General features: G+C 71.5%; 19 protein-coding genes. 17 read left to right on the top strand and 2 right to left on the bottom strand.

The window, feature by feature from the left end:
* Window positions 1-232 precede the first annotated feature (232 nt).
* From fmt to rpe, 3 genes are read left to right on the top strand one after another with little or no spacing between them, the layout of a single operon-like run.
* Window positions 233-1141 carry a methionyl-tRNA formyltransferase gene (gene fmt, locus ACFRFH_RS09920; protein ID WP_382462849.1) on the top strand — a complete coding sequence of 303 codons (909 nt, stop codon included), beginning with the start codon at window positions 233-235 and terminating at the stop codon, window positions 1139-1141.
* Window positions 1138-2586, top strand: a complete 1449-nt coding sequence (locus ACFRFH_RS09925; RefSeq protein WP_382462850.1) for an RsmB/NOP family class I SAM-dependent RNA methyltransferase — start codon at window positions 1138-1140, stop codon at window positions 2584-2586. Before fmt ends, ACFRFH_RS09925 begins: the two co-directional genes overlap by 4 nt.
* A 9-nt stretch (window positions 2587-2595) precedes the next feature.
* On the top strand, window positions 2596-3255 hold the full coding sequence (rpe, locus tag ACFRFH_RS09930) for a ribulose-phosphate 3-epimerase (RefSeq protein WP_382462851.1): 660 nt from the start codon (window positions 2596-2598) through the stop codon (window positions 3253-3255).
* Window positions 3256-3274: 19 nt separating this feature from the next.
* Here rpe and ACFRFH_RS09935 read toward each other — a convergent pair whose 3' ends face one another.
* Together ACFRFH_RS09935 and ACFRFH_RS09940 are read right to left on the bottom strand one after the other, a co-directional pair.
* The gene (locus ACFRFH_RS09935; RefSeq protein WP_382462852.1) at window positions 3275-3820 is read right to left on the bottom strand and encodes an MFS transporter; all 546 of its coding nucleotides are present in this window, start codon (window positions 3818-3820) and stop codon (window positions 3275-3277) included.
* 12 nt (window positions 3821-3832) lie between these two features.
* On the bottom strand, window positions 3833-4498 hold the full coding sequence (locus tag ACFRFH_RS09940) for an MFS transporter (protein WP_382462853.1): 666 nt from the start codon (window positions 4496-4498) through the stop codon (window positions 3833-3835).
* Between the two features lie 128 nt (window positions 4499-4626).
* On the opposite strand from ACFRFH_RS09940, the gene ACFRFH_RS09945 reads away from it, so the two are divergent.
* The 14 genes from ACFRFH_RS09945 (at window position 4627) to pyk (ending at window position 21120) form a co-directional block, all read left to right on the top strand.
* On the top strand, window positions 4627-4890 hold the full coding sequence (locus tag ACFRFH_RS09945) for a phosphoribosyl-ATP diphosphatase (protein WP_382462854.1): 264 nt from the start codon (window positions 4627-4629) through the stop codon (window positions 4888-4890).
* A 46-nt stretch (window positions 4891-4936) separates the two neighbouring features.
* Window positions 4937-5776: an ATP phosphoribosyltransferase gene (hisG, locus tag ACFRFH_RS09950; protein WP_382462855.1), complete on the top strand. Its 840-nt coding sequence runs from the start codon at window positions 4937-4939 to the stop codon at window positions 5774-5776.
* A complete protein-coding gene (gene hisF / locus ACFRFH_RS09955) occupies window positions 5776-6540 on the top strand; it encodes an imidazole glycerol phosphate synthase subunit HisF (RefSeq protein WP_382462856.1) in 765 nt (254 codons plus the stop codon). The genes hisG and hisF overlap by 1 nt, the downstream gene beginning before the upstream one ends.
* Window positions 6537-6929, top strand: a complete 393-nt coding sequence (gene hisI, locus ACFRFH_RS09960) for a phosphoribosyl-AMP cyclohydrolase (RefSeq protein ID WP_382462857.1) — start codon at window positions 6537-6539, stop codon at window positions 6927-6929. The genes hisF and hisI overlap by 4 nt, the downstream gene beginning before the upstream one ends.
* Window positions 6926-8467, top strand: a complete 1542-nt coding sequence (locus ACFRFH_RS09965) for an anthranilate synthase component I (RefSeq protein WP_382462858.1) — start codon at window positions 6926-6928, stop codon at window positions 8465-8467. Before hisI ends, ACFRFH_RS09965 begins: the two co-directional genes overlap by 4 nt.
* Window positions 8457-9188, top strand: coding sequence for a Trp biosynthesis-associated membrane protein (locus ACFRFH_RS09970; protein ID WP_382462859.1), 732 nt, complete (start codon window positions 8457-8459; stop codon window positions 9186-9188). The genes ACFRFH_RS09965 and ACFRFH_RS09970 overlap by 11 nt, the downstream gene beginning before the upstream one ends.
* A 90-nt stretch (window positions 9189-9278) precedes the next feature.
* On the top strand, window positions 9279-9509 hold the full coding sequence (locus ACFRFH_RS09975; protein ID WP_382462860.1) for a DUF6704 family protein: 231 nt from the start codon (window positions 9279-9281) through the stop codon (window positions 9507-9509).
* Between the two features lie 3 nt (window positions 9510-9512).
* Window positions 9513-10283, top strand: a complete 771-nt coding sequence (trpC, locus tag ACFRFH_RS09980; RefSeq protein WP_382462861.1) for an indole-3-glycerol phosphate synthase TrpC — start codon at window positions 9513-9515, stop codon at window positions 10281-10283.
* Complete coding sequence (gene trpB, locus ACFRFH_RS09985; RefSeq protein WP_382462862.1) at window positions 10283-11494, top strand: tryptophan synthase subunit beta; 1212 nt, start codon at window positions 10283-10285, stop codon at window positions 11492-11494. Before trpC ends, trpB begins: the two co-directional genes overlap by 1 nt.
* Window positions 11491-12288 (top strand): tryptophan synthase subunit alpha, encoded by a 798-nt coding sequence (gene trpA, locus ACFRFH_RS09990; protein WP_382462863.1) that lies wholly within the window; start codon window positions 11491-11493, stop codon window positions 12286-12288. The genes trpB and trpA overlap by 4 nt, the downstream gene beginning before the upstream one ends.
* Before the next feature lie 126 nt (window positions 12289-12414).
* Entirely contained in the window at window positions 12415-13416 is a 1002-nt protein-coding gene (lgt, locus tag ACFRFH_RS09995) for a prolipoprotein diacylglyceryl transferase (protein ID WP_382462864.1), read from the top strand.
* Window positions 13417-13597: 181 nt separating this feature from the next.
* Window positions 13598-18193: a glutamate synthase large subunit gene (gene gltB / locus ACFRFH_RS10000; protein WP_382462865.1), complete on the top strand. Its 4596-nt coding sequence runs from the start codon at window positions 13598-13600 to the stop codon at window positions 18191-18193.
* The gene (locus ACFRFH_RS10005) at window positions 18186-19643 is read left to right on the top strand and encodes a glutamate synthase subunit beta (RefSeq protein WP_382462866.1); all 1458 of its coding nucleotides are present in this window, start codon (window positions 18186-18188) and stop codon (window positions 19641-19643) included. The genes gltB and ACFRFH_RS10005 overlap by 8 nt, the downstream gene beginning before the upstream one ends.
* 61 nt (window positions 19644-19704) lie before the next feature.
* Complete coding sequence (gene pyk / locus ACFRFH_RS10010) at window positions 19705-21120, top strand: pyruvate kinase (RefSeq protein ID WP_382460757.1); 1416 nt, start codon at window positions 19705-19707, stop codon at window positions 21118-21120.
* The last annotated feature ends 33 nt before the right edge of the window (window positions 21121-21153 follow it).

Genomic DNA, 21153 nt, shown 5'->3' on the forward strand with positions numbered 1-21153 from the left:
CTTAAATCATATAACCCCCACCGCCGTGGTGAACTTAAACCCCCTTAAAACCTTTTTTTTGGGGCGTTAACGTGCCCCTCGGCGGAAGCGGAAGTGCGCGAAGGGCACGTTGTTGTCACTTTTCGCGTCCGGAAGTGACAACAACGTGCCCCTCGGCGGATGTGGGGTGGGGGTGGGTGCAGGGGGAGGGTGGGTAGACTCGGGGGCTGGACCTTAGCGAAAGAACCTTGACATGCGACTCGTCTTCGCCGGCACGCCCGCCGTCGCCGTCCCCTCCCTGAACGCCCTCGCCGAGCGGTTCGACATCGCCGCCGTGATCACCCGCGAGGACGCGCCGCTCGGCCGCAAGCGGGTGCTGACGCCCTCGCCGGTCGCCGATGCCGCCGCCGCCCTCGACCTCCCGGTCATCAAGGCCAACCGGCTGGATGACGACGTCACCGACCAGGTCGCCCGCCTGGAGGCCGACCTCGGCGTGATCGTCGCCTACGGCGGCCTGGTCCGCGAGCCGCTGCTCTCCACCCCGCGGCTCGGCTGGGTCAACCTGCACTTCTCGCTCCTCCCGCGCTGGCGTGGCGCCGCGCCCGTCCAGCGCGCCGTCATGGCCGGCGACGCCGAGACCGGCGCCGCCGTCTTCCAGCTCGTCGCCGGGCTGGACGCGGGCGACGTTTTCGCGGAGTTCCGCCTCCCGATCCCGGCCGACGCGACGGCGGGAGAACTGCTCGATGCCCTGGCGGAGGACGGCGCGCCGCTCCTCGTGGACACCGTCGCCGCCCTGGCGGACGGCACCGCTGAGGCCGTGCCGCAGTCGGGCGAGCCGGTGCTCGCGTCCAAGCTCACGATCGACGACGCCCGCCTCGACCTCACCCGGCCGGTGGAGGAGGTCTACGCGCGCCTGCGCGGCGTGACCCCGGAGCCCGGCGCCTGGGCGCTCCTCGACGGCGAGCGGTTCAAGATCCACGCCGCGCGCCCGGCCACCGGGCTGTCGCTCCCGGCCGGCGTGGTCGCCGCCACCGAGGGCCGCATCCAGGTGGGCACCGGGACGACCCCGCTCGAGCTCCTCACCGTGCAGCCCGCGGGCAAGCGGGCCATGGACGCCGCCGACTGGTGGCGCGGCGCCGGCGGGGAGGCGGTGCTGGCATGAACGACCACCGCAACGATCGCAACCGCTCCGACCGCAACCAGCCCGGTCGCAACGCCGCCGAGCGCACCCGCGTCCAGCCGTCCCGCAAGGTCGCGCTCGACGTCATCTCCGCCGTCCGCGAGTCGGACGCCTACGCCAACCTCCTGCTGCCCGGCCGCATCGCCCGGGCCGGACTCTCCCCGGCCGACGCCGCGCTCGCCACCGAGCTGACCTACGGCACCCTGCGGATGCAGGGCTACTACGACCGGGTGATCGCCCGCGCCGCCGGCCGCACCGTCGACAAGATCGACCCGCCGCTGCTCGATGTGCTGCGGCTCGGCGCGCACCAGCTGCTGTCGACCAGAGTGGCGTCGCACGCGGCCGTCAACGAGTCGGTCGCCCTCGCCCGCCAGGTCGGCAGCCGTTCCGGCACCGGCTTCGTCAACGGCGTGCTCCGCGAGATCGGCCGCTCGACGCCGGACGAGTGGCGCGCGCGCGTCCTGGCCGACGCGAAGAACGAGGACGAGCGCTACGCCGCGCTCAGCTCGCACCCGGCCTGGATCGTGCGCGCGTTCCACCGCGCGCTGGAGTGCGAGGGCCGCGGCGACGAGCTGGAGGCGCTGCTGGAGGCCGACAACACCGCGCCCCGCGTCAACCTGGTCGCGCTGCCCGGCCTCGCCGACCCGCCGGAGGGCGCACGCCCCGACCGGTTCTCGCCCGTCGGCTTCACCGCGGGCGGGGGAGACCCGCAGGGCCTCGTCACCGGAGCCGAGGGCCGGCTCCGCGTGCAGGACGAGGGCTCCCAGCTCGCCGCGCTCGCGCTCACCCGCGCCCGGCCGGTCGAGCCGGGGGAGCGCTGGCTCGACCTCTGCGCCGGCCCGGGCGGCAAGGCGGCGCTGCTCGCGGCCGAGGCGCTCACCGGCGGCGCGACCCTGGTCGCGAACGAGATCGTGCCCGCCAGGGCCGAGCTGGTCCGCCGCGCCCTCGCCGCCGTGCCGCTCGACGTCCCGGTCTGGGAGCGCGACGGCCTCGGCATCGGCGCGGAGGAGCCGGAGGCGTTCGACCGCATCCTGCTCGACGCGCCGTGCACCGGCCTCGGCGCGCTGCGACGCCGTCCGGAGGCCCGCTGGCGCAAGACCCCGCGCGACGTGGCGGAACTGACCGGACTCCAGACGCAGCTCCTGGACTCCGCGGTGGCGGCGCTCAAGCCGGGCGGCCTGCTGGCGTACGTCACCTGCTCGCCGCATGTCGCGGAGACCCGCGCGATCGTGGCCGACGCCCTCGACCGGCACCGCGGCGCCCTGCGTCCGGTGGGCACGGCCGACATCGTGCAGTCCGTCGCCGAGGAGCGGCTCGACCTCGCCGGCGACCCCGACCTCGTCCAGCTCTGGCCGCACCGGCACCTGACCGACGCGATGTTCATCGCCGTGCTGGAGAAGACGGGCGGCGACGCCTCCGCGCCCTAGGCTGGAGGCATGGCGACGCGCATCAACCCCAGCATCCTGGCTGCCGACTTCGTGAACCTGGAGCGGGACCTCGGCACCATCGCCACGGCCGACCTGGTGCACGTCGACGTCATGGACAACCATTTCGTGCCCAACCTCACGTTCGGCCCGCAGATGGTGGGCCGCATCCAGGACGTCAGCCCGATCCCGCTCGACGTGCACCTGATGATCGACGACCCCGACCGCTGGGCCCCCGGCTACGCCGAGCTCGGCGCGTACTCGGTGACCTTCCACGCGGAGGCCGCCGCCGATCCCGTCGCACTGGCTCGGCGCCTGCGCACGATCGGGGCCCGCGCCGGAATCGCGTTCAAGCCCGGCACCTCCGTCGAGGGCTACCTCGACCTGCTGCCGGAGTTCGACCAGGTGCTCGTGATGACCGTGGAGCCCGGCTTCGGCGGCCAGTCGTTCATGGTCGAGACGATGCCCAAGCTGCGGTCGCTGCGGGAGGCCGTGGAGGCCAGTGGCCTCGACGTCTGGCTGCAGGTGGACGGCGGGATCACCGAGGAGACGATCGTGACGGCGGCGGAGAACGGGGCCGACACGTTCGTGGCCGGGTCCAGCGTCTTCCGCGGCGAACCGGCCGAGCGGATCGCCGGCCTGCGGGCCGCGGTGGCGGCGCACGCCCACTGAGGGCGGCTCCGCCGACCGATCAACTCCGCACCGGCGCGGCCTCCGCCGCGGCACGCACGCGCGCGGGGATGACCGTCAGCGCGGCAGCGCCGAGCAGCGCCGTGGCGGCGAACACGTAGAACCCGCCGGGGTACGCCAGGCCGAGCGTGACGAGCGTCCCGGTCACCGCCGGGCCGAGGATCGCGCCGAGCCGCCCGATGCCCGCGGCGAAGCCGAGCGCGGTGCCGCGGATCTCCGCCGGGTAGAGCTGGGTGACGAACGCATACACGAGCACCTGCGCCGAGAACACGAACACGCCGGTGACGAACACCGCCGCGTAGAGCATCGTCACGTCGTCCATCCGGACGCTGAGCACAGCGAGCAGCGCGGCCGCGATCGCGAACCACGCCACCGCCACCCGCTTGGTGCCGGCCCGGTCCGCCACGATCCCCGCTACGACCAGCCCGGTGACGGCGCCGGCGTTCAGGGTGAGCAGCAGCCCGAGCGAGTCGGTGGAGCCGTAGCCGGCGTCGCGCATGAGCTGCGGGAGCCAGGTGTTGAGCCCGTAGACCAGCAGCAGACCCATGAAGGACGCCACCTAGATGCCGATGCTGATCGTGACGTAGCGCCGCTCGACCAGCCGGCGGACGGTCGGGCGCGGGGCGGCGGTGCGCTCCCTGCGCGCCTCGGGCAGGCCGACCCGGATCAGCGGGACCGTGATGAGCCCGGCGACGCCGCCGACCACGAACAGCACCCGCCAGTCCGGGATGACGGCGATGGCGAGGAGGGAGATGAGGACGGCGCCGGCGTGGTAGCCGGTCATCGTGAGGGTCGTCGCCCTGCCCGCGCGCTCGCTGGGCATCAGATCGGTGACGTACGCGAGCGCCGCAGGCAGGCACGCGCCGAGGGCCAGGCCGGCGAGCACGCGGAGCAGCCCGAACACGAACACGTTCGGCGCGACCACGATGGCGAGCGTGAACAGCGAGAACACCGTCACGCAGAGCAGCAGGCACAGCCTCCTGCCGTAGCGGTCGGCGAGCGGGCCGACGGTGAGCGCGCCGACGCCGACGCCGACCAGCCCGGCCGTGGCGACCGCGGTGGCCGCTGCCGGGTCGAAACCGAGCTCCTTCGTGCTCAGCAGGGTGGGGATGACGGTGCCGAGCACCACCAGGTCGAAGCCGTCGAGCGCGACGATCACCCAGCACAACAGCAGGGGCCAGAACGCGGCGCGGCCGGCGGGCAGTGGGGAGGTGGTCGGAACCATACGGATCTCCTCGTCGAGATGGGATATGTCAGAGCAAACCCGTTGACATTAGCACATCGGTCACACTCGACGGCTGCCCGCACCGTCACGCGGAGCGACCCGCGCCCCACGACCGGTACGCTGTAGTGGTGAAAACCTTCGACGACCTCTTCGCCGAGCTCCGTGAGAAGGCCGAGACCCGCCCGGAGGGCTCCGGGACGGTTCGCGAGCTGGACGCGGGCGTGCACGCCATCGGAAAGAAGATCGTGGAGGAGGCCGCCGAGGTCTGGATGGCCGCCGAGTACGAGTCCGACGAGGCCATGGCCGAGGAGATCTCCCAGCTCCTCTACCACCTCCAGGTGCTGCTGCTCGCGAAAGGCCTGACTCCGGCCGACGTGTACCGACATCTGTGACGACTCGACCCGTCTCCGTCAACCACGTCACGAAAGTCACAAGAACATGCTGAAGATCGCCGTCCCGAATAAAGGCTCCCTCTCCGAGACCGCGGCGCAGATGCTCCACGAGGCCGGCTACAACGGCCGCCGCGACCCCAAGGAGCTCATCGTCGCCGACCCGCGCAACGGGGTGGAGTTCTTCTACCTCCGGCCGCGCGACATCGCCACCTACGTCGGCTCCGGCGCCCTCGACGTCGGCATCACCGGCCGCGACCTCCTGATCGACTCGGGATCGCCGGCCGCCGAGATCGCGGCGCTCGACTTCGCCGCCTCCACGTTCCGGTTCGCCGGCCCGACCGGCGTCTACACCGACCTCGCCGACCTCGACGGCAAGCGTGTCGCGACGAGCTACCCCGGCCTGGTCGGCGGCTTCCTCGCCGAGAACGGCGTGGACGCCGCCCTCATCAAGCTCGACGGCGCCGTGGAGTCCGCGGTGCGGCTCGGCGTCGCGGACGCGGTGGCCGACGTGGTCGAGACCGGCACGACGCTCCGCAAGCAGGGCCTGGAGATCTTCGGCCCGGTCATCCTGGAGTCCGAGGCCGTGCTGGTCTCCTCGCCGTCGCCCGCTGCCGGCGTCGACACCCTGCTCCGCCGGCTGCAGGGCGTCATGGTCGCCCGCCAGTACGTGCTGATCGACTACAACCTCCCGGTCGCACTGCTGGAGAAGGCCGTCGCGCTGACGCCCGGCGTCGAGTCGCCCACCGTGTCGCCGCTCGGCGAGCCCGACTGGGTGGCGGTGCGCGTGATGATCAAGCGCGACACCACCAACCACGTCATGGACCACCTCTACGAGTTCGGCGCCAGGGCCATCCTGGTCACCTCGATCCACGCGGCGCGGATCTGATGAGCGTCGCGGTCCGGGTCATCCCCTGTCTCGACGTGGCCGCCGGACGCGTCGTCAAGGGCGTCAACTTCCAGAACCTCCGCGATCAGGGCGACCCCGTCGAGCTGGCGCGCCGGTACTTCGAGCAGGGCGCCGACGAGCTGACCTTCCTCGACGTCACGGCCACGGTCGACGACCGGGCGACCACGTACGACGTGGTGCGCGCGACGGCCGAGCAGGTCTTCATCCCGCTCACCGTCGGCGGCGGCGTGCGCAGCACCGAGGACGTCGCCAAGCTGCTGGGCAGCGGGGCTGACAAGGTCGGCGTCAACTCCGCCGCGATCGCGCGGCCGGAGCTGGTGGCGGAGATCGCCCGGCGGTTCGGCGCGCAGGTGCTCGTGCTCTCGCTCGACGTCAAGCGCTCGGCGGCGACGCCCTCCGGCTTCGTGGTGACGACGCACGGCGGCCGCACCGAGACCGGGATCGACGCCCTGGCCTGGGCGGAGCGCGCCATCGAGCTCGGCGCCGGCGAGCTCCTGGTCAACTCGATCGACGCCGACGGCACCAAGGAGGGCTTCGACCTGGAGCTCATCCGCGAGATGCGGGCGATCAGCCGGGTGCCGGTCATCGCCTCCGGCGGCGCGGGAGCGGTCGGCGACTTCGCCCCCGCGATCGAGGCCGGCGCGGACGCCGTGCTCGCCGCGAGCGTGTTCCACTCGGGCGAGCTGACCATCGGCGACGTGAAGGACGAACTGCTGCGGGCAGGCTTGGAGGTGCGCTCATGACCGCGCTGGACGACGTGATCGGACGGGTGCGCTTCACCGACGCCGGGCTGGTGCCCGCCGTCATCCAGCAGTGGGACTCCCGCGAGGTGCTGATGATGGGCTGGATGGACGCGGAGGCGCTACGCCGCACGCTCACCGAGGGCCGCGTGACGTTCTGGTCGCGCTCCCGGCAGGAGTACTGGCGCAAGGGCGACACGTCCGGGCACGTCCAGTACGTGAAGGGCGCCGCGCTCGACTGCGACGGCGACACCCTGCTCGTGACCGTCGACCAGGTCGGCGCGGCCTGCCACACCGGCACCCGCACCTGCTTCGACGCCGACGTGCTGGAGCCCGTCGTGGGCGGGGCGGAGACCGACGAGTTGGTCAAGGAGATGGGGTCGGACCTGTGATCGCGACCGCGAACGGCACGACGGGGCGCGACGAGTTCGCCGCGCTGGCCGCCGAGCACCGCGTCGTGCCCGTGGTCCGCGAGCTCTTCGCCGACGGCGAGACGCCGGTCGGCATCTACCGCAAGCTGGCCGCGGGCCGGCCCGGCACCTTCCTGCTGGAGTCCGCCGAGCAGGGCGGCATCTGGTCGCGCTTCTCCTTCGTGGGCGCGGCGTCCTTCGGCATGCTGACGCAGGACGGCGACGACGTGCGCTGGCTCGACTACGGCCTGTCCGCCGAGCGCGCCCTCGGGACCGCCGTCCCGAGCCGTCCGCTCGACGCCCTCGCGGCGCTGCACGAGCGCTGGTCGTCGCCGCGGATCCCCGGACTCCCGCCGCTGACCGGCGGCCTGGTCGGCTTCATCGGCTGGGAGGCCGTGCGCCAGCTCGAGCGCCTGCCGCACCGTCCGCCCGCGGACTACGACATCCCGGGTCAGGCGATGGCGTTCGCCGCGGACCTCGTGGTGATCGACCACCGCTCGGGCACCGTCAAGCTGATCGCCAATGCACTGGCGGACGGCGAGCAGGACGCCGACGCCCTCTGGAGCGACGCGCAGCAGCGACTCGACCGGATGCAGCGGCAGCTCGCGCAGCCGTCCGAGGCGTGGCTGGCCGAGGTCGACCTCGGCGCCCCCGCGCACCCGGTGTCCCGCACCCGCGAGGAGGACTTCCTCGCGTCGGTCGAGACGGCCAAGGAGCGCATCGTCGCGGGCGACATCTTCCAGGTCGTCATCTCGCAGCGCTTCGAGCTGGAGTGCACGGCCTCCGCTCTCGACGTCTACCGCGTGCTGCGGGCGCTGAACCCGAGCCCGTACATGTACCTGCTGTCGCTGGAGCGGCCGGATGGCGAGCCGTACCAGATCGTCGGCTCGTCGCCGGAGGCGCTGGTCAAGGTGCAGGAGGGCCGCGCGTTCACGCACCCCATCGCCGGCTCGCGGCCGCGCGGCGCGACGCCGGAGGAGGACCTCGACCTGGAGGCCTCCCTGCTCGCCGACGACAAGGAGCGCGCCGAGCACCTGATGCTCGTCGACCTGGCCCGCAACGACCTCCTGAAGGTGTGCGCGGCCGGCAGCGTCGAGGTGACCGAGTTCATGCGGGTGGAGCGGTTCAGCCACATCATGCACATCGTCTCGTCGGTGGAGGGCGACCTGCTGCCCGAGTCCGGTGCGATCGACGTCTTCCGGGCGACCTTCCCGGCGGGAACGCTGTCGGGCGCGCCCAAGCCGATGGCGCTGCGGATCATCGACGAGCTGGAGCCCGCGCAGCGCGGCGTGTACGGGGGAGTGATCGGCTACTTCGACTTCGCCGGCGACGCCGACCTCGCCATCGCGATCCGCACGGCGACCATCCTGGGCGGCGTCGCGCGCGTGCAGGCGGGCGGTGGCCTCGTCGCCGACTCGGTGCCGCGCCTGGAGTTCCAGGAGTCGCAGAACAAGGCGGCTGCGCCGCTGCGCGCGGTCGCGGTGGCCAACGGGATGCGGCGGGTGCACGGTGCGGACTGAGAACCGCCGCGTCAAATACCTGACGCTCCTCGCCCTCTTGGTCGGGAGCGGCCTCGGCCTGCTCTCCGCGACGCAGACCTGGTTCACCATCCAGGTCACCGATGTGGCGAACCACGCCGGCACGGTGACCGTCGCCGGCTCGGCGGCGGCGCCGGCGCTTCCGGCGCTGTCGCTCGCCGGGCTCGCCTTGACCGCGGCCCTCGCCATCGCGGGACCGGCGTTCCGGGTCGTGCTGGCGCTGCTCGGCATCCTGCTCGGCGCGTCCATCGTCTACTCGGCTCTCGCCGTCCTCGGCGACCCGCTCCAGGCCGCCAGCGCCGCGATCACGTCCGCGACCGGGGTCGCGGGGGAGGCGTCACTGCGCAAGCTCGTCCAGAGCACCACGACGGAGTTCTGGCCGTGGTTCGCCGTGCTCGGCGGCGTCCTGGTCGCGGTGGCCGGCGCGCTCGCCATCGTCTTCCTGCGGGCCTGGCCCGGCCCGTCGCGCAAGTACCAGTCGCGCTTCGCCGGCGAGGACGGCCGTTCGGCAGAGGAGACGCTCGCCGAGCTGGACGCGGAGGAGCCGGAGCCGGCGACCGCTGCGGACACCGAGGAGGGCGACGAGCGCGAGGCGCGCGCGGCCGCCGAATCCGGCGCCGAGGAGGAGCCCACCTCCCTCGACCGCGACTCCGCGATCGACAGCTGGGACGAGCTGAGTCGCGGCGACGACCCCACCCGCTGAGCCAGTAGACTGGATCAGATCCACCAATCCGTGCGCGCCGTGGTGCAGCCTCCGGGCTGCCTCGATGCGCACCCGACGTGCAGGAGTCCCATGAGCAGCGAGTCAGTCGAGCCAGGCCACGGTCATTCGCCGGCGGCGTGGACGGCCGTGATCATCATGCTTATCGCCTTCACCATCGGCGCCATCGCGTTCTTCTACGACGCGCCGATCGTGGTGTGGGCCTCCGCCGGTCTGGCGATCGTCGGACTGATCGTCGGCTGGGTCATGAAGCGCGCGGGCTACGGAGTGGGCGGCTCCAAGTACACCCCGAAGGGCCACTAACCCGTGCTCGCCGACCTCGTCGCCGGCGCGCTGGAGGATGCGGAGCGGCGACGCGCCGAGCGACCCCTCGCGGTCGTGGAAGCCGCCGCGGCCGCGCGTGAGCCCGCCATCGACGCGCTCGCGGCACTAGCGCCCGCCGAGCGGGTCAAGATCATCGCAGAGGTCAAGCGCGCGAGCCCGTCGCGCGGCGACCTCGCCGAGATCCCCGACCCGGCCGCCCTCGCCGCCCTCTACGAGGCCGGGGGAGCGAGCGCCATCAGCGTCCTCACCGAGGAGCGCCGCTTCAAGGGATCGCTCGAGGATCTCGAAGCCGTCCGCGCCGCGGTGACCCTCCCGGTGCTCCGCAAGGAGTTCGTCGCCGAGCCCTACCAGGTGCTCGAGGCGCGCGCCGCCGGCGCCGACCTCGTGCTGCTCATCGTCGCCGCGCTCGATCAGCAGCGGCTCGTGGAGCTGCACGACCTGATCACCGACCTCGGCATGACGGCGCTCGTGGAGGCGCACACCGAGGACGAGCTGACCCGCGCGTTCGACACCGGCGCGAAGCTGGTGGGCGTCAACGCGCGCAACCTCTCGACGTTCGAGCTGGACCCCGACCTGTTCGGCCGCCTGGCCGACCGGTACCCGTCCGGCGTCATCCGCGTGGCGGAGTCGGCCGTGAAATCGGCCGCCGATGTCGCGCACTACCGGGCGGCGGGCGCGGATGTCGTGCTCGTCGGCGAGGCGCTCGTCACGAGCGACCCGATCGCCACGCTCGGCCAGTTCCTTGGAGCCTGATGTCCCTTCGTTCTGAACACGGACCCTATTTCGGCGAGTTCGGCGGGCGCTTCGTCCCCGAGTCCCTCGTCGCCGCCCTCGACGAGCTCACCGTGGCGTGGGAGGCGGCGAAGGCCGACCCCGCGTTCCACGCCGAGCTCGACGAACTGCACCGCAGCTACACCGGGCGGCCCAGCATCATCACCGAGGTGCCGCGCTTCGCCGCGCACGCAGGCGGCGCGCGCGTCATCCTCAAGCGCGAGGACCTCAACCACACCGGCTCGCACAAGATCAACAACGTGCTCGGCCAGGCCATCCTCACCAAGCGGATCGGCAAGACCCGCGTGATCGCCGAGACCGGCGCCGGCCAGCACGGCGTCGCGACCGCGACGGCGGCGGCACTCTTCGGCCTGAGCTGCACCATCTACATGGGCGAGGTCGACACCGAGCGCCAGGCGCTGAACGTCGCGCGCATGCGGCTGCTCGGCGCGGAGGTCATCGCCGTCACGACCGGCTCGCGCACGCTCAAGGATGCGATCAACGACGCGATGCGCGACTGGGTGACCAACGTCGAGGACACCAACTACATCTTCGGCACCGTCGCGGGCCCGCACCCGTTCCCGGAGATGGTGCGCGACCTCCAGAAGATCATCGGCGAGGAGGCCCGCGAGCAGGTGCTCGCGCTGACCGGCCGCCTGCCCGACGCCGTCGCGGCCTGCGTCGGCGGCGGCTCGAACGCGATGGGCATCTTCCACGCGTTCCTGGACGACGAGGACGTGCGCCTGGTCGGCTTCGAGGCCGGCGGCGAAGGCGCGGAGACCCCGAGGCACGCCGCGACCATCACCAAGGGCCGCCCCGGCGTCCTGCACGGCGCGCGCAGCATGCTGCTGCAGGACGAGGACGGCCAGACCATCGAGTCGCACTCGATCTCCGCCGGGCTCGACTACCCCGGTGTGGGGCCGGAGCACTCCTGGCTCGCGTCGATCGGCCGCGCCGAGTACTTCCCGGTGACGGACGCGGAGGCGATGGAGGCGCTGCGCCTGCTCAGCCGCACCGAGGGCATCATCCCGGCCATCGAGTCGGCGCACGCGCTGGCGGGCGCCCTGGAGCTCGGCACGCAGCTCGGCCCGGACGGCATCGTGCTGGTGAACCTCTCCGGCCGCGGCGACAAGGACATGGAGACCGCCGGACGCTACTTCGGCCTGATCGACGAAGGAGCCGTGCAGTCGTGAGCCGTGTGGCAGACACCATCGCCCGCCGCAACACGGAGGCCGCGGGCGCCCTGATCGGCTACCTCCCGGCCGGCTTCCCCGACCTGCAGACCAGCATCGAGGCGGCCGTCGCGCTCGCCGAGAACGGCGTCGACGTCATCGAGCTCGGCCTGCCGTACTCCGACCCGGTAATGGACGGCGCGGTCATCCAAGCGGCCACCCAGCGGGCGCTGTCGAACGGCTTCCGGCTGCGCGACGGCTTCACCGCCGTGCGCGAGATCACGCAGCGCGTGGACATCCCGGTCCTGGTGATGACCTACTGGAACCCGGTGCTGCAGTACGGTGTCGACCGGTTCGCGGACGACCTGGCCGCCGCGGGCGGCGCCGGGCTGATCACGCCCGACCTGATCCCCGACGAGGGAGCGGCCTGGCTGGCCGCCTCCGAGCGCGCGGGGCTCGACCGCGTCTTCCTCGCGGCGCCCTCCTCGACGGACGCGCGCCTGCGCTCGACCGTCGAGCACAGCCGCGGCTTCGTCTACGCCGTCTCCACGATGGGCATCACCGGCGCGCGCAGCGACGTGGATTCCGCGGCCCGCACGCTGGTCGGCCGGCTGCGCGATGCAGGCGCCACCAGCGCCTGCGTGGGCCTCGGCATCTCCAGTGCGGCGCAGGTCGCCGAGGTGCTGGAGTACGCGGACGGCGCCATCGTCGGCTCGGCCCTGGTGAAGGCGCTGGCCGACGGGGGAGTCGCGGAGGCCGGACGGGTCGCCGCGGAGCTCGCGCGCGGCACGGTGCGCCAGGGCGCGACGGCCTGACCCGGACGCGTCGCCTGACTCAGCCGCGTCGGGGACATCCCCGACCAACACTTAGACTGGAGGCCGCGCGCCACTCGGCGCCGGACTCCATCGGATACGAAAGGTAGTCTTCGCGTGGTCGCGACGATGAGCAGCTGGGTCGCCAGCATCCCGAGCCCTGGACCCGAGTGGCAGCAGATCGTACTGCCGTTCTGGCCGTACCGCATCCAGACGTATGCGCTCATCATCCTGGTCGGCATCATCATCGCTGCGGCCTGGACGTCCCGGCGGCTCACCAAGCGCGGTGCCGAGCCCGGCGTCATTCTCGACATCCTGCTCTGGGCCGTGGTGCTCGGCATCGTCGGCGCCCGGATCTATCACGTCCTCACCCACCCCGGCGACTACTTCGCGGCCGGCCACAACACCTGGAACCCGTTCCAGCCGGGCAGCGTCTGGGCGATCTGGGAGGGCGGCAACGCCATCTTCGGCGCGCTCATCGGCGGCGCCATCGGCATCTGGATCGCCTGCCGCATCAGCGGCCTCCGGTTCTGGAGCGTCGCCGACGCCCTCGCGCCGGCGCTGCTGCTCGCCCAGGCGATCGGCCGCCTCGGCAATTACTTCAACCAGGAGCTGTTCGGCCTGCCGACCAACGTGCCGTGGGGCCTGCAGATCGACTCGGGCAACAAGGCCATCCCGGTCGGTCTGCCGGAGAACACGCTGTTCCAGCCGCTGTTCCTCTACGAGATCATCTGGAACGTCATCGGCGTGCTGGTCATCCTGTTCCTGGAGCGCAAGCTCCGCCTGCAGTGGGGCAAGACGCTCGCCGTCTACCTGATCTGGTACGGCGTGGGCCGCTCCTACCTGGAGTCGATCCGCATCGACCCGAGCGAGTTCACGTTCCTCGGCATCCCGAGCAACGTCTGGGCCGCCTTCGCCGCGGTCGTCCTCGGCGTCGTGCTCTTCATCGTCCAGTCCCGCCGGCACCCCGGACTCGAGCCGAGCGTGTACCACACGGGCCGTGAATGGGTTCGCCCCGATGCTGAGGTAGACTCTGACGACACGGACTCGGACGACGAGGACTTCGTCGATGGCGACGGAGAGCCCTCCGCGTCCGCCGGAGCCAAGGCCACAAGCCCGTCGCGCGGATGATCTCCGCCGGCTCAGAACAACCCACCCCGTAGAGGCTGATCCCATAAGCACTACCTGACCGCACCGACCCCCGGGCCGCACACAAGCCCGGCGCAGTTGCGGCGGAACCTCCCAGCATCGGGCCGAAGGCGTCCCCGCACTCCACTCCCCACATCCACGACACTGTGAGGACGGTCGAAACATGGCGGTCACGCCTCCCCATTCCCGGTTCAGCACGGTTCCCGGTAAGCAGGGTCTCTACGACCCCGCCGACGAGAAGGACGCGTGCGGCCTCGCCATGGTCGCCACGCTCCGCGGCACCGCCGGTCACGACATCATCGACGCGGCGCTCGAGGCGCTGCGCCACCTGGAGCACCGCGGCGCGGTCGGCTCCGACGCCGGCACCGGCGACGGCGCAGGCATCATCACGCAGGTGCCCGACGCCTTCCTGCGCGCGGTCTCCGGGCTCGACCTGCCCGGTGCCGGCCGCTACGCGGTGGGCAACGCGTTCCTGCCGACCGATGCCGACGCCCGCGACGCCGTGAAGGCGGCGGTCGAGACGATCGCCGCCGAGCACGACCTCACCGTGCTGGGCTGGCGTCCCGTCCCGGTGCGCCCGGAGGAGCTCGGCAACCTCGCGCGCGACGCCATGCCCGTCATCGAGCAGCTCTTCGTCGCGAGCACCCGCACCGACGAAGACGGCGAGCCCGTCGCCGGTATCGCGCTGGACCGGCTGACGTTCTTCCTCCGCAAGCGCGCCGAACGCGAGCTCGACCTGTACTTCTCGTCGCTGTCCAGCCGCACGATGGTCTACAAGGGCATGGTCACGACGCTCCAGCTGGAGCCGTTCTACCCCGACCTCTCCGACCAGCGCTTCGCATCCAAGCTGGCCCTGGTGCACTCGCGGTACTCCACCAACACGTTCCCGTCCTGGCCGCTCGCGCAGCCGTTCCGGATGATCGCGCACAACGGCGAGATCAACACCGTCTCAGGCAACCGCAACTGGATGCGCGCCCGGCAGTCGCAGCTGGAGAGCGAGCTGCTCGGCGACCTCTCGCCCGTGCTGCCGATCGTGACGCCCGGCGCCTCCGACTCGGCGTCGTTCGACGAGGTCGTGGAGCTCATCTCGCTGACCGGCCGGTCGCTGCCGCACGCCGTCATGATGATGGTGCCGGAGGCCTGGGAGAACCAGACCGAGATCGACCCGGTCCGCCGCGACTTCTACGAGTACCACTCGATGCTCATGGAGCCGTGGGACGGCCCGGCGGCGATCGTGTTCACCGACGGCTCGGTCGTCGGCGCGACCCTCGACCGCAACGGCCTCCGCCCCGGACGGTACGTCGTGACCAACGACGGCCTGGTAGTGCTGGCCTCCGAGATCGGCGTGCTCGACATCGAGCCGAGCCGCGTGGTGCGTAAGGGCCGCCTGCGCCCCGGCCGGATGTTCCTGGTCGACACCGTCGCCGGCCGCCTGATCGAGGACGACGAGATCAAGTCGGAGCTCGCCGCGGGCGCGCCGTACGGCGAGTGGCTCGCCGACGGCCGGATCAACCTCAAGGACCTGCCGGAGCGCGAGCACATCGTGCACACCCCGGCCTCCGTCACCCGCCGCCAGCGCACCTTCGGCTACACCGAGGAGGAGGTGCGCGTCCTGCTCCGGCCGATGGCGACGACAGGCGCCGAGCCGCTCGGCGCGATGGGCTCCGACACCCCGGTCGCCGTGCTCTCCGAGCGCCCGCGGCTGCTGTTCGACTACTTCACGCAGCAGTTCGCGCAGGTCACCAACCCGCCGCTGGACTCCATCCGCGAGGAGGTCGTCACCTCCCTCGCCCTCGGTCTCGGCCCGGAGCGCAACCTGCTCAGCGCCGGCCCGGAGCACGCGCGCCAGGTCGTCCTCGACTTCCCCGTGATCGACAACGACGAGCTGGCCAAGATCCAGCACATCGACCCGCGGCCGGGCAGCCGGCTCACCACGACGCTGCGCGGCCTGTACCGCTCGGACGCCGGTCCCGACGCCATGCAGGCGCGCCTCGCCGAGATGTGCGACGAGGTGGACGAGGCCATCGAGGCCGGCGCCCAGTTCATCGTGCTGAGCGATCGCGACTCCACCAAGGACCTCGCGCCCATCCCGTCGCTGCTCATGCTCGCGGCCGTGCACCACCACCTGATCCGCGCCCAGAACCGCATGAAGTGCGGTCTCATCGTGGAAGCGGGCGACGTCCGCGAGGTGCACCACGTCGCGCTGCTGATCGGCTACGGCGCCTCCGCCATCAACCCGTACCTGGCGATGGAGACCTGCGAGGAGCTCGTCCGCAGCGGGATGATCACCAACGTCACGCCCGAGAAGGCCGTCAAGAACGTGATCAAGGCGCTCGGCAAGGGCGTGCTGAAGATCATGTCCAAGATGGGCATCTCGACCGTGTCGTCGTACGCGGGCGCCCAGGCGTTCGAGGCCGTCGGCCTCAGCCAGGAGTTCGTCGACAAGTACTTCACCGGCACCACGAGCAAGCTCGGCGGCGTCGGCATCGACGTCGTCGCGGCGGAGAACCTGGCGCGGCACACCGCGGCCTACCCGCCGGAGGGCGCGATCCTCGCGCACGAGCGGCTGGAGACCGGCGGCGAGTACCAGTGGCGCCGTGATGGCTCGCCGCACCTCTTCAACCCGGAGACGGTGTTCCGTCTGCAGCACTCCACGCGCACCCGTCGCTACGACGTGTTCCGTGAGTACACGAAGCTGGTGGACGACCAGGCCGAGTCGCTGATGACGCTGCGCGGGATGTTCGCGCTGCGCACCGGCGACCGCCCGGCGGTCCCGATCGACGAGGTCGAGCCGGTCGAGTCCATCGTCAAGCGCTTCTCCACCGGGGCGATGAGCTACGGCTCCATCTCCAAGGAGGCGCACGAGACGCTCGCCATCGCGATGAACCGCCTCGGCGCCAAGTCGAACACCGGCGAGGGCGGCGAGGACCTCGACCGCCTGCTCGACCCGGAGCGCCGGAGCGCGATCAAGCAGGTCGCCTCCGGACGGTTCGGCGTCACATCGATGTACCTGACCCACGCGGACGACATCCAGATCAAGCTCGCCCAGGGCGCCAAGCCCGGCGAGGGCGGCCAGCTCCCGCCGACCAAGGTCTATCCGTGGGTCGCGCGCACCCGCCACGCCACGGCGGGCGTCGGGCTCATCTCGCCGCCGCCGCACCACGACATCTACTCGATCGAGGACCTCAAGCAGCTCATCTTCGACCTGAAGCGCGCGAACCCGCAGGCCCGCGTGCACGTCAAGCTGGTGAGCGAGTCGGGCATCGGCGCGGTCGCGGCCGGAACGGCGAAGGCGCTGGCCGACGTCATCCTGGTCTCCGGCCATGACGGCGGCACGGGCGCGTCCCCGGTCAACTCGCTCAAGCACGCGGGCACGCCCTGGGAGCTGGGCCTGGCCGAGACGCAGCAGACGCTGATGCTCAACGGCATGCGCGAGCGCGTCGTGGTGCAGGTGGACGGCCAGCTCAAGACCGGCCGCGACGTCATCGTCGGCGCGCTGCTCGGGGCCGAGGAGTTCGGCTTCGCGACGGCGCCGCTGGTGGTCTCCGGCTGCGTGATGATGAGGGTCTGCCACCTCGACACCTGCCCGGTCGGCGTCGCCACCCAGAACCCGGAGCTCCGCTCGCGGTTCTCCGGCAAGCCGGAGTTCGTCGTCAACTTCTTCGAGTTCATCGCCCAGGAGGTGCGCGAGTACCTCGCCGAGCTCGGCTTCCGCAGCCTGGACGAGGCGATCGGCCACGCCGAGCTGCTCGACGCCGACCGTGCGATCGAGCACTGGAAGGCCGCCGGCCTGGACCTCACGCCGATCCTGCGCGGCCCGGAGTTCCCGGAGTCCGCTCCGCGCAAGAACGGCCGCGCCCAGGACCACGAGCTGGATCAGCACTTCGACAACCAGCTCATCCAGGCCGCGCACGACGTGCTGGCGTCCGCGCACCCCGGCTCGGAGGGTGCGTCGCTCGCGCTGTCGCTGCCGATCCGCAACACCGAGCGCGCCGTCGGCACCATGCTCGGTCACGAGGTGACGGCCCGCCACGGCGAGAACGGCCTCCCGACCGGCACCATCGATATCACGTTGACGGGCTCCGCCGGCCAGTCGCTGGGTGCGTTCCTCCCCGCGGGCATCACGCTGCGGCTGGAGGGCGACTCCAACGACTACGTCGGCAAGGGCCTCTCCGGCGGCCAGATCGTCGTGCGCCCGCCGCAGGGCAGCGTCTTCCCGGCCGAGCGCAACGTCATCGCGGGCAACGTGATCGGCTACGGCGCGACGCAGGGCAGCATGTTCATCCGCGGCATCGTGGGAGAGCGCTTCCTGGTCCGCAACTCGGGCGCGACGGCGGTCGTGGAGGGCGTGGGCGACCACGCGCTGGAGTACATGACGGGCGGCCTCGCGGTCATCCTGGGCGGCACCGGCCGCAACCTGGGCGCCGGCATGTCCGGCGGAACGGCGTACGTGTACGACCTGAAGCGCGAGCGCGTCAACCGCGACGCCCTAGCCACCGGCGAGCTGGAGCTGCTGCCGCTCGGCAGCGCGGACATCGAGATCGTCCGCGACCTGCTGGAGAAGCACCGCGCAGAGACCGGCTCGGCTCTCGCCGAGCGGATGCTCGCCGATTTCGACGCCACGGTGTCGAAGTTCGTCAAGGTTCTGCCGCGCGACTACGCGGCCGTGCTGCAGATGCGTCAGGAGGCCGTCGACGAGGGACTCGACCCCGACGGCGATGTTGTGTGGAACCGTATCTTGGAGGTGACCGGTGGCTGACCCCAAAGGCTTTCTGAAGACGACCGAGCGGGAGCTGCCGAAGCGCCGTCCCGTCTCGGTCCGGCTCATGGACTGGAAAGAGGTCTACGAGGCCGGCGACCCTGCACAGCTCCGCCGCCAGGCCGGGCGCTGCATGGACTGCGGCATCCCGTTCTGCCACCAGGGCTGCCCGCTCGGCAACCTGATCCCGGAGTGGAACGACCTGATGTGGCGCGGGGAGGGCCGCCAGGCCATCGAGCGCCTGCACGCGACCAACAACTTCCCGGAGTTCACCGGCCGGCTCTGCCCGGCCCCGTGCGAGTCGTCGTGCGTGCTCGGCATCAACCAGCCTGCGGTCACCATCAAGCAGGTCGAGGTGTCGATCATCGACCAGGCCTGGCAGAACGGCTGGGTGCAGCCGCACCCGCCGGAGCGCCTCACCGGCAAGACCGTCGCGGTCGTCGGCTCCGGCCCGGCCGGGCTCGCCGCGGCCCAGCAGCTCACCCGCGCCGGCCACACGGTGGCCGTGTACGAGCGCGACGACCGCATCGGCGGCCTGCTGCGCTACGGCATCCCGGACTTCAAGATGGAGAAGAAGCACCTCGAGGCGCGACTGAACCAGATGATGGCCGAGGGCACCCGCTTCCGCGCCGGCGTGAACATCGGCGTCGACATCGCCTGGGACGACCTGCGCGCGCGCTACGACGCGGTCGTGGTCGCCACCGGCGCGATGGTGCCGCGCGACCTCCCGATCCCGGGCCGCGACCTCGCGGGCGTGCACTACGCGATGGAGTACCTCGTCCAGCAGAACAAGGCGGGCGCGGGCGACCAGGTCTCCGGCCAGATCACGGCGGACGGCAAGCACGTCATCGTGCTCGGCGGCGGCGACACCGGCGCCGACTGCATCGGCACCGCGCACCGTCAGGGCGCGGCGAGCGTGACCAACCTCGCGATCGGCAAGCAGCCGCCGGCGGAGCGCCCCGCTCACCAGCCGTGGCCGATGACCCCGACGCTGTTCGAGGTGCAGAGCGCGCACGAGGAGGGCGGGGCACGCGAGTACCTCGCCTCCACCGTCGAGTTCCTCGCGAACGAGTTCGGCGAGGTGAAGGCCCTCCGCGTCGCGGAGACCGAGTACCTCGACGGCCGCCGCGTGCCGAAGGCGGGCACGGAGCGCGAGATCCCCGCGGACCTCGTCCTGCTCGCACTGGGCTTCACCGGTCCGGAGCAGGAGGACCTGGGCGCCCAGCTCGGCCTCCCGTTCGACGACCGGGGTAACGTGACCCGCGATGGCGACTACCAGACCAGCGAGGCCGGCGTGTTCGTCGCCGGCGACGCGGGCCGCGGGCAGTCGCTCATCGTCTGGGCCATCGCAGAAGGCCGGGCAGCGGCAGCCGCCGTCGACCGGTATCTTGAAGGGGAGACGGAATTGCCGTCGCCGGTCCGCCCCACGGATCGCGGCATCCTTGTCTGATCCCCTCCACCACGAGAACGCGCCGTCAATGGTGCGAGAATCACGGAGCATTGAGAAACCCATGAGAAGGGCGAAAATCGTCGCGACCCTCGGTCCGGCGACCTCCAGCTACGACAACATCCGCGCGATCATCGATGCGGGTGTCGACGTCGCTCGGATGAATCTGAGCCACGGCAGCTACGACGTGCACGAAGGGGTCTACGCCAACGTGCGCAAGGCCGCCGACGACGCGGGGAAGCCGGTCGCGGTCCTTGTCGACCTCCAGGGTCCCAAGATCCGTCTCGGCAAGTTCGAGGCGGGTCCCTACGATCTCGCCGAGGGCGACATCTTCAAGATCACCACCGACGACATCATCGGCACCAAGGAGATCTCCTCCACGACGTTCAAGGGCCTGCCCAACGACGTCAAGGCGGGCGACTACCTGCTGATCGACGACGGCAAGGTGCGTGTGCGCGTCGTCGAGGTCGAGGGCAACGTCGTGACGACCGAGGTCATCGTGGCCGGCCCGGTGTCCAACAACAAGGGCATCAACCTCCCGGGCGTCGCGGTCAACGTGCCGGCGCTGTCCGAGAAGGACGAGGCGGACCTGCGCTGGGGCCTCAAGCTCGGCGCCGACATCATCGCGCTGTCGTTCGTGCGCAACGCCGCCGACATCGAGCGCGTGCACGAGATCATGGCGGAGGAGGGCCGCAAGGTCCCGGTCGTCGCCAAGATCGAGAAGCCGCAGGCCGTCGAGGCGCTCGAGGAGATCATCGAAGCGTTCGACGCCATCATGGTCGCCCGCGGCGACCTCGGTGTCGAGCTGCCGCTGGAGGCCGTCCCGATCGTGCAGAAGCGCGCGGTCGAGCTGGCCCGCCGCGCGGCCAAGCCGGTCATCGTCGCCACCCAGATGCTCGAGTCGATGATCTCCAGCCCGGTCCCGACCCGCGCGGAGACCTCCGACGTCGCCAACGCCGTCCTCGACGGCGCCGACGCGGTCATGCTCTCGGGCGAGACGAGCGTCGGCGAGTACCCGGCGATCACCGTGGCCACCATGGCGCGCATCGTCACCTCGACCGAGGAGCACGGCCTCGACCGCATCCTCCCGCTCGGCACCCGCCCGCGCACCCAGTCGGGCGCGATCACGCTGGCCGCCGTGGAGGTCGCCGACTTCGTGGAGGCCAAGTACCTCTGCGTGTTCACCGAGTCGGGCGAGTCGGCCCGCCGGATGGCCCGCCTGCGGAACAAGATCCCGATCCTGGCGTTCACGCCGGAGGAGTCGGTGCGCCGCCGGATGTCCCTGTTCTGGGGCGTCGAGTCGTTCGTCGTGGACCGCGTCACCCACACCGACCAGATGGTCGCCCAGGTGGACGAGGCGCTGAAGTCGGGGGGCCTCGCCGGGAACGGCGACAAGGTCATCATCATCTCCGGGTCCCCTCCCGGAATCCCCGGAACCACCAACGACATCCGCGTCCACAAGGTCGGCGACGTCCTCTAGGGCGGATGAGGGAGGCCCCGCTTCGGCGGGGCC

This window comes from Leifsonia sp. NPDC056824, assembly GCF_042789575.1.
Classification (GTDB): domain Bacteria; phylum Actinomycetota; class Actinomycetes; order Actinomycetales; family Microbacteriaceae; genus Leifsonia.